Below are 13,969 nucleotides of genomic sequence, written 5' to 3'. Positions count from 1 at the left end.
ATCATCGCGCCGATGGTGAATGCCGAATAGAGCTTCCAGCTCTCTTGGGAAATGAACTCCGGCACCACCATCGATACGCCCATGGCGGTGAGGATCATCACGCTGTAGGTGCGCGCCGAATCATCGTTGTAAGCCTGCTCGCCATGCTTGATTCCGCCCATCAGCGCCGCAAGGCCAAGAATGCCGTTGATATCGAGCATCACCGCGGAATAGATGGTGTCGCGCACCAGCGTTGGCGAGGCTTCGTTGCTCATCATGATCGCCAGGATCACCACTTCTACCAGCACCGCCGACAGGGTCAGGATCATCGTGCCGTAGGGATCGCCGACCTTCTCTGCCAGCAGCTCGGCGTGATGGGCCACACGCATGGAAGCCGCGACGATAAAGCCGATCAGGACCAAACCGCCGAGCAACGCCACGATCTGTCCGCTGCCCAACAGCCAGTGCTCCAGCGGATAGGCGAGCACCGCGGCGATCAGCGCCAGCAACAGCAGTTTTTCTTGCTTGATCAAAGTCAGCATCGCGGGCCTATCACCGTGGGCGGGGTCATGAGCTACTGACTGTAGGGGGCGGCGAACGTTCGGGCGAAGTGACGCACCAGGGAGTGGCGAGTGGGTGGCAGGTGCACCTTTATCGATCTCAAGGACCTCATCGCGAGCAAGCTCGCTCCCACAGGTATTGCGTTGTCCTTGTGGGAGCGAGCTTGCTCGCGATGGCTGCCTCGAAAAGATCACAGATTTTGTTGTCCTATTGGTCAGCATTTTGCATTAGCGCTGTTCAGCCAACCTCACAACAAAATGGAGTTCGAGTTCATGCACAAGCGTCCCTTGAAGATGTTGCTTTGCGCCGTCGCTGCGACTGTCGGTCTGAGCGCCGGCCTGAATGCCAGCGCTGCCGACCCGCTGAAGGTCGGTTTCGTCTATATCGGCCCCATCGGTGACCACGGCTGGACCTACCAGCATGAACAGGGACGCAAGGAACTGGTGGCGAAACTCGGCGACCGAATCACCACCAACTACGTGGAAAACGTGCCTGAAGGCGCCGACGCCGAGCGGGTGATCCGCAACATGGCCAAGGACAAGTACGACCTGATCTTCACCACGTCCTTCGGCTACATGAACCCGACACTGAAGGTCGCCAAGCAATTCCCCAAGGTGACCTTCGAACACGCCACCGGCTACAAGCAGGACAAGAACCTGGGCACGTACCTGGCTCGCACCTATGAGGGTCGCTACGTCGGCGGCTTCATCGCGGCCAAGATGACCAAAAGCAAAAAAATCGGCTACGTCGCCTCCTTCCCGATTCCAGAAGTGATCCGCGATATCAACGCCATCCAACTGGCCCTGAACAAGTACAACCCCGGCACCGAAATCAAAGTGGTGTGGGTCAACTCCTGGTTCGATCCGGGTAAGGAAGCCGATGCCGCCAACGCACTGATCGACCAGGGCGTGGATGTGGTGTTCCAGCACACCGACAGCCCGGCGCCGATCCAGGCCGCCGAGCGGCGCGGCGTCTACGCCGTCGGCTACGCTTCGGACATGGCCCACTTCGGTCCCAAGGCGGTGCTGACCTCGATTGTCAACGACTGGGGCCCGCACTACATCCAGGCCACCCAAAGCGTGCTCGACCATAGCTGGAAATCCCAGGACTACTGGGGCGGCCTGAAGGAAGGCACGGTGAAACTGCCGATCAGCGACCTGGTGCCAGCGGCGGTCAAAGGCGAAGCCGAGCAGATCATCGCCGACATCGAGAGCGGTGCTTTCCATCCGTTCACCGGGCCGATCAAGGACCAGGCCGGCGTCGAGAAAATCCCGGCGGGCGTGAGCGCTACCAATGCGCAACTGGCGTCGATGAATTACTACGTCGAAGGTATGAAGGCTGAGATTCCCAAATAACTGACGAGTCAACACACATCCCTGTGGGAGCGAGCCTGCTCGCGATAGCGGACTGACATTCAACGTTGATGTCGACAGACAAATCGCTATCGCGAGCAGGCTCGCTCCCACATCGGCCCCCTCACACAATCAGGAAAGCCGCATGAACAGCCTTCCCATCATCGACATCAGCCCGCTCTACGGCGATAGCCCCAGCGCCTGGCAATCGGTCGCCAACCAGATCGACCAGGCCTGCCGCCAGTGGGGCTTTTTCTACATCAAGGGTCACCCCATCAGCCCGGCTCGCATCACCGAAGTCCTGGACCATGCCCAACGCTTCTTCAGGCTGCCGGTAGAAGAAAAACTCAAGATCGACATCACCCAGACCCGCCATCATCGCGGCTACGGCGCCGTCGCCACCGAACAACTGGACCCGGCCAAACCCAGCGACCTGAAAGAAACCTTCGACATGGGCCTGCACTTGCCGGCCGATCATCCCGACGTGCTGGCGCACAAGCCTCTGCGCGGTCCTAACCGACACCCGGATCTGGCGGGCTGGGAACCCCTGATGGAGCAGCATTACCGCGACATGCAGGCCCTTGCCCAAACCCTGCTGCGCGCCATGACCCTGGCCCTCGGCATCGAGCGGGACTTCTTCGACACGCGCTTCACCGAGCCTGTGAGCGTGCTGCGCCTGATTCACTATCCGCCGCGTCACACCGCCAGCTCTGCCGAACAGCAAGGTGCCGGCGCCCATACCGATTACGGCTGCATCACCCTGCTCTACCAGGACGCCGCTGGTGGCCTGCAAGTGCGCAACGTCAACGGCCAATGGATCGACGCGCCGCCCATCGACGGCACGTTCGTGGTCAACCTCGGCGACATGATGGCGCGCTGGAGCAACGACCGTTACCTGTCCACCCCCCACCGGGTGATCAGCCCGCTGGGGGTAGACCGCTACTCGATGCCGTTCTTTGCCGAGCCGCACCCCGACACGCAGATCCAATGCCTGCCCGGTTGTCAGGATGAGGGCCACCCACCGAAGTACCCGACCACCACCTGCGCCGAATTCCTGCTGTCACGCTTCGCTGACACCTATGCTTATCGGCGGGAGCAACAGGCGGTGTAGTGGATCAGCCGGTCAGGTTTTACCAGACATTGCGGCCAGCCCCTGTAGAATGCCTGCCATCGATTCGCTGATGAGAAAAGAACATGTACGACTGGCTGAACGCCTTGCCCAAGGCTGAACTGCATTTGCATCTGGAAGGCTCGCTGGAGCCCGAGCTGCTGTTCGCCCTGGCCGAACGCAACAAGATCGCCCTGCCGTGGAGCGACGTGGACACCCTGCGCAAGGCCTATGCCTTCAACAATCTGCAGGAATTCCTCGACCTGTATTACCAGGGCGCCGACGTGTTGCGCACCTCCCAGGATTTCTACGACCTGACCTGGGCCTACCTGTTGCGCTGCAAGGCGCAGAACGTGATTCACACCGAACCGTTCTTCGACCCGCAGACTCACACCGACCGTGGTGTCCCGTTCGAAGTGGTGCTCAACGGCATCGCCGCGGCCCTCAAGGACGGTGAACAGCAACTGGGCATCACCAGCGGCCTGATCCTGAGCTTCCTGCGCCACCTGAGCGAAGAACAGGCCGAGAAAACCCTCGACCAAGCGCTGCCGTTCCGCGATGCGTTCGTGGCCGTGGGTCTGGACAGTTCGGAAATGGGTCACCCGCCGAGCAAGTTCCAGCGGGTATTCGACCGTGCACGCAACGAGGGCTTCCTGACCGTTGCCCACGCCGGTGAAGAAGGCCCGCCCGAGTACATCTGGCAAGCCCTGGACCTGTTGAAGATCCAGCGCATCGACCACGGCGTGCGGGCCATTGAAGATGAACGACTGATGCAGCGGATCATCGACGAACAGATCCCGCTGACGGTCTGCCCGTTGTCCAACACCAAGTTGTGTGTGTTCGACGACATGTCGCAACACAACATCCTCGACATGCTCGAACGCGGTGTGAAGGTGACGGTCAACTCCGATGACCCGGCGTACTTCGGCGGCTACGTCACCGAAAACTTCCACGCGCTGCACACCCACCTGGGCATGACCCAGGACCAGGCCACACGCCTGGCGCAGAACAGCCTGGATGCACGGCTGGTAAAACCCTAAGACGGGTGATGCCCCCTTGTGGGAGCGAGCCTGCTCGCGATAGCAGCATGACATTCGACATCGATGTCGCCTGACTTACCGCCATCGCGAGCAGGCTCGCTCCCACAAGAGTGGAGTGGTTTAACCGGCCACCGTACCCTCGCTCAACTCCTCCAATGTCTTGCCCCGCGTCTCCACGCCAAACAACCAGACCACCCCCGCCGCCACGGCGAAGCACAGCGCGCCCAGGGCGAACACACCGCCCTGTCCGGTAATGGGAAACACCAACCCGGTGACCAGGGGCCCGAGCAGCGAACCAATGCGACCGACAGCCGAGGCAAAACCCGAGCCCGTGGCCCGTGCCGAGGTGGGGTACAGCTCTGGCGTGTAGGTGTAGAGCACCGCCCACATGCCGAACAGAAAGAACTGCATCAAAAGCCCGGTGCCGATGAGCAGGCCCACGTTGCCGCCAAACACCGCGCTCTGACCATAAAGAAACGCCATCACCCCGCCACCCAGCAACGTGACCACGCACACCGGTTTACGTCCCCAGCGCTCCACCAGCCACGCCGCCATGAGGAAGCCGGGAATCCCGCCCAAGGAAATCAGCACGGTGTAATACACCGACTGGGTCACGGCGAATCCGGACTGCTGCAACAAGGCACTGAGCCAGGACGTCAGGCCATAAAAACCGAGCAAGGCGAAGAACCAGACGCTCCAGATCATCATCGTGCGCTGGCGATACAGCGGTGACCAGATCTGCGCCAGGGCCGAAAAGAAATTGCCCGGCGTGCTCTCGCCCCTCGGCAGACGAATCGGTTCAGGCAATTCTCCATGTCCCAACGAGGCTCGGACCTTGTCTTCGATTCGCTTGAGCACGGCGTCCGCCTCGTCCCCCCGGCCGGCCTGTTCCAGCCAGCGCGGCGACTCGGGAATGAAGAAGCGAATGACCAGGACGAACACCGCCGGCACCGCCAACACCAGGAAGATGTCGCGCCAGCCGATCACCGGCAACAGGAAATACGACAGCACGCCCGCCGCCACGAAACCCAACGGCCAGAAGCCATCCATCAACGCGATATAGCGGCCTCGGCGTGTGGCCGGGATCAGTTCCGAGAGCATCGACTGAGCGATCGGAAACTCCATGCCCATGCCGATACCCAGCAGGATACGGAACAGCATCAGTGAATCGACGCTCTGGGCGGTCGAGCACAAATAACTGGCGACGCCCCACAACACGATGCTCCACTGGAACACCGGCTTGCGCCCGAACCGATCGGCCAGCATGCCCGACAGCGATGCTCCCAGTACCATGCCAAAGAAACTGGAGCTGGCGAGCAAACCTGCCTGGGCGGTGCTTAAGCCAAACTCGGCTTTGATCGAGCCCAACAGGAACGTCATCATGGCCAGGTCCATGGAGTCGAAGAAAAACGCCAAGGCAATAATGATGAAAATAATCCGGTGGTAGCCGCTGATGGGCAGTCGCTCCAGACGTTCCGCCGCGCTGTAGCCGTGAGTATCCATGCTGTTTCCCCCAATCCAAAAAAATCCCAGGTTCGAGTGTGCGCGAACCTTGCTGGAGGCTATTGCTGAATACGACCTGTCGGCAGCCCTAGAACGCCATTTCCACGGTGTCCTGCGTGGCGAACCGATGGATTTCCTGCTGGCCAAGCACCGTTACCTGCAAGGCCCTGGAGTCGTTGGGCAAGCTCAGCCAACCGGACTGCATGAACAGTTGCAGCAACGCAGCACCCAAGGCGCCCCCCAGGTGCGGACGTCGCTCGCTCCAGTCCGGGCAGGCACAAGCGGTGCGGGCGTTGCGGTGGGCCAGCGCCTGGATGAACAGGCCGTGCCCGGCCAGCTCATTGGCACCTTTGTGAGTCACGATCACCCGCTGGTCGCCCTGCTCGATCCATCCGGCATCCAGCAGGCGCTGATACAGGTCGGCCGCCAGGGTGCCGCCCAGATGGTCTTCGCAAAGCCTGGCCCGCATCAACGAAGCGGGAGCCGACGGGGCCTTGCCCGGCATGACTCCGCGCTTGAAGACTTCCGGAAGCTGGCGCGGCGTACTGGCCAGGGTCGCGCTGGCCAGCGCTTCGACGGCAGCGCCGATCTCGGGTGCCGCCAGGCGGAAAAACCGTTTGCGGCCACGGGCTTCGACTTTCAACAGGCCACCGGCGGACAGACGGCCCAGATGAGCGCTGGCCGAAGACGGCGACAGCCCGGCCAGCAACGCCAGCTCTTCAGCCTGCCGCGCAGTGCCGTCCATCAAGGCCCACATCATTGCGCTGCGTTTTGGGTCGGCCAGCAGCGTGGCGATCTGGCTGATGCAAGGTGCATGTTCCATGTATTCACTCCCTGTTGAATCATTCGTCTACTGCTCTGGCGCTAGTGACCAGCAATGGGGCCGCCCAAAGCGGCTCGACCGCCGCAAATCGCGCGCCGCTTCAGGCGGCCGCTAGTATAAGCGTGCGGATCGAGGTTTCCTGTCCTCCGGAAACCTTTGGAGGCGATTGTTCGTGAGGGAAAAGTCTCTATTTACGCGCGACTAATGGTCGTCCCCCGTCGAGAGGGCAAATTGTGCCGTCAACCGGCCACAACGCAGCTTGAGCATTTCCCGCAGCAGATTGATGGGTTTGCTCAGTTGCGCTCGGTGAGCACACAGCAGATTGAGCGGCGCGCGTTCGCATTGCAGATGCGGCAGAAGGATTTTCAAACGTCCGGCCAACACATCGGTTGAAACGTCCAGCCAGGACTTGTAAGCGATCCCCGCGCCTGCCACCGCCCAGCGACGCACCACATCGGCATCGTCGCTGAAGCGGTCGCCGCTGACGGTCAGGCTCATTTCCCGTTTGCCGTCATGAAAACGCCAACGGTCATGAACCCGCGTGCCGAGCATGTACAACAGGCAATTGTGCTGGGCCAGTTGCTCCAACTGAACAGGTTCGCCATGCCGAGCCAGGTAACTGGGCGATGCACACAGCACCCGGCGGTTATCCGGCGCGACCGGCAGGGCCACCAGGCTCGAATCTTCCGGCTCGCCATAACGCAACGCGACGTCCACCGGCTGCTTGAACAGATCAGCGATGCGATCACCCAGCAGCAGTCGCACGGTCAGCCCCGGATGCTCCTCCTGGAACGCGTCCAGCCAGGGCAGCAGCAGGTTGCGTCCCAAGTCCGAGGGGGCGGACAACTGCAACACCCCGCTGACCTGATCCTGGCCGCTGGTCAATAACCTGCGTCCTTCGTCGAGGCTGCTCAGCGCCGCACGGGCATACTCAAGGAAGCCTTCGCCCTCGGCCGTCAGGCGCAAACTGCGGGTAGAGCGCGCCAACAGCCGGGCGCCCAAGTGTTGTTCTATCCGCTTCAATGCGGCGCTGGCCACCGCCGCCGACAGGTCCATGACCCTGGCCGCGGCAGACAGGCTGCCCAGGTCTGCGGCCCGGACGAACAACTGCAAGTCGTCGAATCGAAGCATGACGGCCTCATTATCAAAAAAACATTGAAAGAGCCTGTTCTTTTAGCCGGTTTTATCTCGGCGATAAATAGCTAACCATTGGCTTCATCGAACTCACTTCAAGGAGCCGCCCTATGAAAGCCATCGCCTACTACCATTCGTTACCGATCACCGACCCGCAATCGCTGCAGGACATTGAACTGCCGGAACCCACCGCCGGCCCTCGGGACCTGCTGGTGGAAGTCAAAGCCATTTCGGTCAACCCGGTCGACACGAAAATTCGCCAGAACGTCCAGCCTGAAGACGGCGCAGCCAAAGTGCTGGGTTGGGACGTGGCCGGCGTGGTCAAGGCGGTGGGCAATGAGGTCACGCTGTTCAAGGCGGGCGACAAAGTGTTCTACGCCGGCTCCATTGCCCGCGCCGGCGGCAACAGCCAATTGCATGTGGTGGATGAACGTATCGTCGGCCAGATGCCCAAGACGCTCGGTTTCGCCGAAGCCGCTGCCCTGCCGCTGACGGCCATTACCGCGTGGGAATTGCTGTTCGAGCGCCTGCAAGTCCAGGAAGGCCAGGAGGATCAGGGGCAAAGCCTGTTGATCGTCGGCGCTGCGGGAGGTGTCGGCTCGATACTGACGCAACTGGCCAGCCAGCTCACCGCACTGAAAGTGATTGGCAGCGCTTCCCGGCCGCAGACACAGGACTGGGTAAGAGGCCTGGGTGCCGATCTGGTCGTGGACCATAGCCATCCGCTGAGCGATGTATTAAAGCAGGCAGGCCAGGCTCAGGTGACCCATGTCGCCAGCCTGACCCACACCGATCTGCATCTGGATCAATTGGTGGAAGCCCTGGCGCCCCAAGGCAAACTGGCGCTGATCGATGATCCCAAGGCGCTGGATGTGACCAAGCTCAAGCGCAAGAGCCTGTCGTTGCATTGGGAGTTCATGTACACCCGCTCACTGTTCGAAACGGCGGACATGATTGAGCAACATAACCTGCTCAACCGCGTCGCCGCGCTAATCGATGCCGGCACATTGCAAACCACCGTGGGCGAGCACTTTGGCACCATCAACGCCGAGAACCTGCGCCGGGCCCATGCCTTGCTGGAAAGCGGAAAAGCCAAAGGCAAGATTGTGCTTGAAGGTTTCTAACCACCGATAAGGGGGCGTTTTTCGTAGAGGCAAAGCTTGCTCGCGATGAAGGTCGCGCGGTTCCCCGTCAGGCGCCAAGTCGTCGCGTATCGCGAGCAAGCTTTGCTCCCACAAAAAAAACCTGCACCGTCAGTCTGAGAATTGACCCTTGTCACAATTGCGATCGTATTCAGGTCTACACTCGAGGCCTTTGCAGCACAATCTTTTACGTGAGGAGGTCAGCAATGAAGATCCTGATAAAAGAAGTGGCAAAATCCCAGTGGCAAGTGCGTCTTGACCAACACGTCGTGACCTTCCGCACCGAGGCCGAGGCCCAGGCTTTCGCCACCACCCTGCAAGCGCGTATTCACGCACCTCACCGCTACCCTGAACAGCAGCAGCGAGCGGCCGGCTGAATCAGTCCTGGCCACTGGCTTGTGCCAGTGTCCGGGCCTGTTGCAGGCGGCGGGTCAGCATCGCTGCACCCACCACCAATAACCCGCAAAGGCTGATGACCATCGCCATCGGCACGGCACTGCCATCGTGCAGCGCCGCCACCAATGCGGCGGCACCGGCGGCCACCGAAAACTGCAGGCATCCCAGCATCGCCGAGGCGCTACCGGCACGAGCACCCTGTCCACTCATGGCGCAAGCCGAGGCATTGGGCAGGATGCAACCCAGGCTGGCGATGCAAATGAACAGCGGAATCAATAACGGCCACAACCGCTCAGGGTGCAAGGAACTGACCGCCAACAAACACAGCCCGGCGGCGAGATAGACCCACACCGCGCGCGACAGCAGGAATGCCGGCCCACGTTTGGACAACAACCGGGCGTTGACCTGTGCCACCAGGATAAAACCCGCCGCGTTGGTTCCGAACAGCCAGCCGAAGTGTTCGGCCGGCACACCGTAGAGCTTGATGAAGACGAAAGGCGAACCGGCAATGTAGGCAAACATCCCGGCGATAGCGATGCCTCCCGTCAAGGCATGCCCGAGGTAGACCGTGTCGGTCAACAGTCGACCATATTGGCGCAACGCCCCGGACAATGGTTGACGCGGCACATGGGCCGGCAGACTTTCCGGCAGCCACAATGCCACGGCCGTCGCCGCCAGTGCGCTGAACAGCGTCAGGGCAATGAAGATCGATTGCCAGCCATGCAGGTTCACCAACAGCCCGCCAAGCATTGGCGCGAGGATCGGCGCCAGCCCCATCACCAGCATCAGTTGCGAGAACACCTTGGCCGAGCCCACCGCGTCGCATTTGTCGCTGACCACCGCCCGGGAAATCACCATGCCGGCGCATCCGCCCAGAGCCTGGACGAAACGGGCACCGATCAGCCATTCCAGACTCGGCGCATAGGCACAGGCCAGAGAAGCCAGGGTGAACAGACCGACGCCCGTCAGCAATGGAATGCGCCGGCCGAAGCGATCCGCCACCGGCCCATAGGCCAACTGCCCGATGGACAATCCGAGGAAATAAGCCGCCAAAGTCAGTTGGATGTGATTTTCGTCGGTGCCGAAGGCGGTCGCCATGGCCGGGAAAGCCGGCAGATAGAAATCGATCGCCAAGGGACCGAATGCGCTCAAGGCGCCAAGAATCAGAATGGTACGGAAGTTCATCGGGCGTCCAGGTTCAGGCGTCAGTCAGCAGCCCGACAGTCTAGCCCTGCCGGGCGCTCTTGAACATTCCGATAGGTCGCTAACTATTAAAAAATCTCAGGCGGGACTGGCCTCGTACCCCTCCTCTTTAATGGCTTGGAGCACGGCATCGACCGACAACGAACTCTGGACCTGAACGGTCCTGGCGCCCAGATCGATCTGCACCTGCGCCGCCGGATCCTTGGCCTGCACAGCCTCGGTGATGGCCTTGACGCAGTGACCGCAGGACATTCCCTGAACATTGAATGTTTGCATGAGATGACTCCTTGGGATTGAGGTTGCCAGCAGTTTCAAGCTTGCCATCATGGAAAGGTCAAGTTCTGACGAAAACTGCCGGGCTGGCAATCGCTGCCAAGCTCGGCCAAGCTGCACACATCAAGGATTTCACACCGGAGGTTCAGCCATGCGCTGGTCAGCGTTCAGCCTGTTTTGCATGCTCGGTTTGTCAGCGGTGAGCCCTCAGGCGTTGGCCGTCGGCGAAGACTACGGCGTGCTGATCATTTCCCGCGAGCGCCTGGAAGTGCCGACTTCCTGCGAAATCGGCATCTATATCGGCGATCAGCTCTCGGGGCGTTTGTTCCAGGAACAGAGCACCTCTTTCAACCTGCCACCCGGAAAGTTCTCCTTGCGCTTGAAGCTGCTGCCAGGCCAGGCGCCGGGCTGCAGCCCAGGCATGCTTGCGCCGGGGTCGCAGGATGTGACGCTCAAGGCTGGCGACATACTGAAGTTCCGCATTGCCATGACCCAGGAAGGGATGTATCTCAAGCCGGCTGAGCTGGGTTATTGACCCCTTAGATAAAAAGTGGGAGCAAGCCCGATCCCACAAGGTGTGTGTGCAAGCGTTTGGATTAGCGCTTGACCTTCCCGGCGTGGCAAGGTTGATCCTGTAGTCATTCACTACAGGGAGCCTGTCCGATGTCTGAATCCACCCTTTTCGATCTGCCGATTGCCGGGATGACCTGTGCCAGCTGCGCCGGGCGGGTCGAGCGCGCCTTGAGCAACGTCACAGGGGCCAGCGCCGTCAGCGTGAACCTGGCGACCGAACAGGCGCGGATCCAGGCGCCCGAGGGCAGCCTGCCAGCCTTGATGCAGGCCGTCGAACAGGCCGGCTACAGTGTCCCCGTCCAGACGCTGGAACTGTCCATCGAGGGAATGACCTGTGCCTCATGCGTCGGCCGGATCGAGCGTGCCCTGAGCAAAGTCGCCGGGGTGAACCGTGTCAGCGTCAACCTCGCCAACGAACGGGCCCACCTGGACTTGCTCGGCCGGGTCGACCTGCAAACCCTGATCGATGCGGTCAAGGGCGCCGGTTATGACGCCAGTGTCTGGCAGGCCGAGCAACCCCATGACGCACAAAGCAATCGCCTGAATCGCGAGCGCCTGGCCTTGGTGCTGGCGATTTTGCTGTCCGTACCGTTAGTGCTGCCCATGCTTTTGCAACCGTTTGGCGTGCATTGGATGCTGCCGGCCTGGGTTCAATTCGCTTTGGCGACGCCGGTGCAGTTCATTTTCGGTGCGCGCTTCTATATCGCGGCCTACAAGGCCGTGCGTGCCGGGGCCGGGAACATGGATCTGCTGGTGGCCCTGGGCACCAGCGCGGGTTATGGCTTGAGCATTTATGAATGGGCCATCGCCCGCCCTGGCAGCATGCCGCACCTGTATTTCGAGGCCTCGGCCGTGGTGATTGCCCTGGTATTGCTCGGCAAATACCTGGAAAGCCGCGCCAAGCGCCAAACCGCCAGTGCTATCCGCGCCCTCGAAGCCTTGCGACCGGAGCGGGCGATTCAGGTCATTGACGGGCAGGAGCGGGACGTCGCCATCAGCGCCCTGCGCTTGAATGATCGGGTGCTGGTCAAGCCAGGCGAACGCTTCCCGGTGGACGGCGAAGTGCTGGAAGGCCAGAGTCACGCTGACGAAGCCTTGATCAGTGGCGAAAGCCTGCCGGTGCCCAAACAGCCCGGCGACAAGGTGACGGGCGGTGCCATCAACGGCGAAGGCCGCCTGCTGGTGCGCACCCTGGCCCTGGGCACGGAAACCGTCCTGGCGCGCATCATCCGCCTGGTGGAAGACGCCCAGGCGGCCAAGGCCCCCATTCAAAAGCTGGTGGATAAAGTCAGCCAGGTCTTCGTGCCGGTCGTGCTGGTGCTGGCATTGGCGACGTTGATCGGCTGGTGGTTGTATGGCGCCCCCCTGGAGACAGCGCTGATCAACGCTGTCGCCGTGCTGGTGATCGCCTGCCCGTGCGCCCTCGGTCTGGCGACACCCACAGCAATCATGGCCGGCACCGGGGTGGCTGCCCGCCATGGAATCCTGATCAAGGATGCCGAGGCCTTGGAGCGCGCCCATGAAGTCGACACCGTGGTGTTCGACAAGACCGGAACCTTGACTTCCGGCACACCACGCATCGCCCACTTGAGCGCCCTGGACGGTGACGAAGACAAGCTGCTGCAAATGGCCGGCGCACTGCAACGCGGCAGCGAACACCCCCTCGCCAAGGCGGTGCTGGATGCGTGTGCGGAGCGCGGCCTGGTTGTCCCGGACATCAACGACAGCCAGTCGCTGACCGGACGCGGTATTGCCGGCAGCCTGGACGGGCAGCGCCTGGCCCTCGGTAACCGACGTTTGCTGGACGAACTGGGCCTGGCCCCCGGTTCGCTGAGCGAGTCGGCCCAGGCCTGGGAGACCGAGGGCCGAACCCTGTCCTGGCTGATTGAGCAAAACGCCACGCCACGGGTGCTGGGCCTGTTCGCTTTCGGCGACACACTCAAGCCCGGCGCCCTGGCGGCCGTACACGCCCTGAATGAACGCCATATCGGCAGCCACCTGCTGACTGGCGACAACCGCGGCAGTGCCCGGGTGGTGGCCGAGGCATTGGGCATCGCCAACGTTCATGCCGAAGTACTGCCGGCCGACAAGTCCGCCATCGTCCAACAGTTGAAGACCCATGCGGTGGTGGCCATGGTAGGCGACGGTATCAACGACGCCCCGGCCCTCGCCGCCGCGGACATTGGCATTGCCATGGGCGGCGGCACCGACGTGGCAATGCACGCCGCCGGTATTACCCTCATGCGCGGTGATCCACGGCTAGTGCCCGCGGCGCTGGAGATCAGCCGCAAGACCTACGCCAAGATCCGTCAGAACCTGTTCTGGGCATTCGTCTATAACTTGATCGGTATTCCCCTGGCGGCGTTCGGCTTCCTCAACCCGGTGCTGGCCGGCGCGGCCATGGCCTTGTCGAGCGTCAGCGTGGTGAGCAACGCGTTACTGTTGAAACTCTGGACACCCAAACACCTGGAGGACAAGCGATGAACATCGGCCAAGCGGCCCGCCAGAGCGGCCTGAGTGCGAAGATGATCCGGTACTACGAATCCATTGGCCTGCTCAAGGCGGCTCATCGCACCGACAGCGGCTACCGGATCTACGGTGCCGATGACCTGCACACCCTGGCCTTTATCAAGCGCTCCCGGGACCTTGGGTTTTCATTGGAAGAGGTCGGCAAATTGCTGACCCTCTGGCAGGACCGCCAACGCGCCAGCGCCGACGTCAAGGCCCTGGCCCGGCAACACATCGACGAACTGAACCAGAAAATCCGCGAACTGGCCGAACTGCGCGACACCCTCCAGGACCTGGTGGAACACTGCCACGGCGACCACCGCCCGGACTGCCCGATTCTCAAGGAACTGGCGTCGGGGTGTTGCGAGAAGACA

General features: G+C 61.7%; 13 protein-coding genes and 1 pseudogene. 8 read left to right on the top strand and 6 right to left on the bottom strand.

The window, feature by feature from the left end; genetic code table 11:
* Window positions 1-521: pseudogene (locus GSM73_RS26805) on the bottom strand (calcium:proton antiporter); the annotation flags it as partial.
* 291 nt (window positions 522-812) lie between these two features.
* On the opposite strand from GSM73_RS26805, the gene GSM73_RS03240 reads away from it, so the two are divergent.
* The 3 genes from GSM73_RS03240 (at window position 813) to GSM73_RS03230 (ending at window position 4,040) form a co-directional block, all read left to right on the top strand.
* Window positions 813-1,895: a BMP family ABC transporter substrate-binding protein gene (locus tag GSM73_RS03240; protein WP_160891550.1), complete on the top strand. Its 1,083-nt coding sequence runs from the start codon at window positions 813-815 to the stop codon at window positions 1,893-1,895.
* A gap of 142 nt (window positions 1,896-2,037) precedes the next feature.
* A complete protein-coding gene (locus tag GSM73_RS03235) occupies window positions 2,038-3,003 on the top strand; it encodes a 2-oxoglutarate and iron-dependent oxygenase domain-containing protein (RefSeq protein ID WP_107321495.1) in 966 nt (321 codons plus the stop codon).
* Window positions 3,004-3,086: 83 nt separating this feature from the next.
* Window positions 3,087-4,040 carry an adenosine deaminase gene (locus GSM73_RS03230; RefSeq protein WP_076386484.1) on the top strand — a complete coding sequence of 318 codons (954 nt, stop codon included), beginning with the start codon at window positions 3,087-3,089 and terminating at the stop codon, window positions 4,038-4,040.
* 120 nt (window positions 4,041-4,160) lie between these two features.
* Here GSM73_RS03230 and GSM73_RS03225 read toward each other — a convergent pair whose 3' ends face one another.
* From GSM73_RS03225 to GSM73_RS03215, 3 genes are all read right to left on the bottom strand, one after another.
* Window positions 4,161-5,543, bottom strand: a complete 1,383-nt coding sequence (locus GSM73_RS03225) for an MFS transporter (RefSeq protein WP_160891548.1) — start codon at window positions 5,541-5,543, stop codon at window positions 4,161-4,163.
* Window positions 5,544-5,631: 88 nt separating this feature from the next.
* Window positions 5,632-6,366, bottom strand: coding sequence for a helix-turn-helix transcriptional regulator (locus GSM73_RS03220; protein WP_047227419.1), 735 nt, complete (start codon window positions 6,364-6,366; stop codon window positions 5,632-5,634).
* 201 nt (window positions 6,367-6,567) lie between these two features.
* Window positions 6,568-7,497, bottom strand: a complete 930-nt coding sequence (locus GSM73_RS03215; protein ID WP_047227418.1) for a LysR family transcriptional regulator — start codon at window positions 7,495-7,497, stop codon at window positions 6,568-6,570.
* A gap of 113 nt (window positions 7,498-7,610) precedes the next feature.
* Between GSM73_RS03215 and GSM73_RS03210 the strand changes: the two genes are divergently transcribed.
* Window positions 7,611-8,624, top strand: a complete 1,014-nt coding sequence (locus GSM73_RS03210; RefSeq protein ID WP_160891546.1) for a zinc-binding alcohol dehydrogenase family protein — start codon at window positions 7,611-7,613, stop codon at window positions 8,622-8,624.
* A 224-nt stretch (window positions 8,625-8,848) separates the two neighbouring features.
* Window positions 8,849-9,019, top strand: a complete 171-nt coding sequence (locus GSM73_RS26370; protein ID WP_171061426.1) for a hypothetical protein — start codon at window positions 8,849-8,851, stop codon at window positions 9,017-9,019.
* A gap of 1 nt (window position 9,020) precedes the next feature.
* On the opposite strand, the gene GSM73_RS03205 is transcribed toward GSM73_RS26370, so the two are convergent.
* Together GSM73_RS03205 and GSM73_RS03200 are read right to left on the bottom strand one after the other, a co-directional pair.
* Window positions 9,021-10,223: a multidrug effflux MFS transporter gene (locus GSM73_RS03205; RefSeq protein ID WP_076382806.1), complete on the bottom strand. Its 1,203-nt coding sequence runs from the start codon at window positions 10,221-10,223 to the stop codon at window positions 9,021-9,023.
* Window positions 10,224-10,319: 96 nt separating this feature from the next.
* Window positions 10,320-10,517 carry a heavy-metal-associated domain-containing protein gene (locus GSM73_RS03200; protein WP_107321491.1) on the bottom strand — a complete coding sequence of 66 codons (198 nt, stop codon included), beginning with the start codon at window positions 10,515-10,517 and terminating at the stop codon, window positions 10,320-10,322.
* A 148-nt stretch (window positions 10,518-10,665) separates the two neighbouring features.
* Between GSM73_RS03200 and GSM73_RS03195 the strand changes: the two genes are divergently transcribed.
* The 3 genes from GSM73_RS03195 to cueR all read left to right on the top strand — a co-directional run.
* Complete coding sequence (locus tag GSM73_RS03195) at window positions 10,666-11,049, top strand: hypothetical protein (RefSeq protein WP_047227414.1); 384 nt, start codon at window positions 10,666-10,668, stop codon at window positions 11,047-11,049.
* A 128-nt stretch (window positions 11,050-11,177) separates the two neighbouring features.
* Window positions 11,178-13,571 carry a heavy metal translocating P-type ATPase gene (locus GSM73_RS03190; RefSeq protein ID WP_160891544.1) on the top strand — a complete coding sequence of 798 codons (2,394 nt, stop codon included), beginning with the start codon at window positions 11,178-11,180 and terminating at the stop codon, window positions 13,569-13,571.
* Window positions 13,568-13,969, top strand: a 402-nt coding sequence (cueR, locus tag GSM73_RS03185; RefSeq protein ID WP_160891542.1) for a Cu(I)-responsive transcriptional regulator, incomplete at its 3' end; no start/stop codon positions are given. The genes GSM73_RS03190 and cueR, both read left to right, overlap by 4 nt.

Origin of the sequence: Pseudomonas sp. PICF6 (assembly GCF_009831705.1) — a bacterium.
GTDB classification, from domain to species: domain Bacteria; phylum Pseudomonadota; class Gammaproteobacteria; order Pseudomonadales; family Pseudomonadaceae; genus Aquipseudomonas; species Aquipseudomonas rhizophila.
The sequence above is the reverse complement of the archived record's forward strand: the minus strand, read 5'-3'. Positions and strand labels throughout refer to the sequence as shown.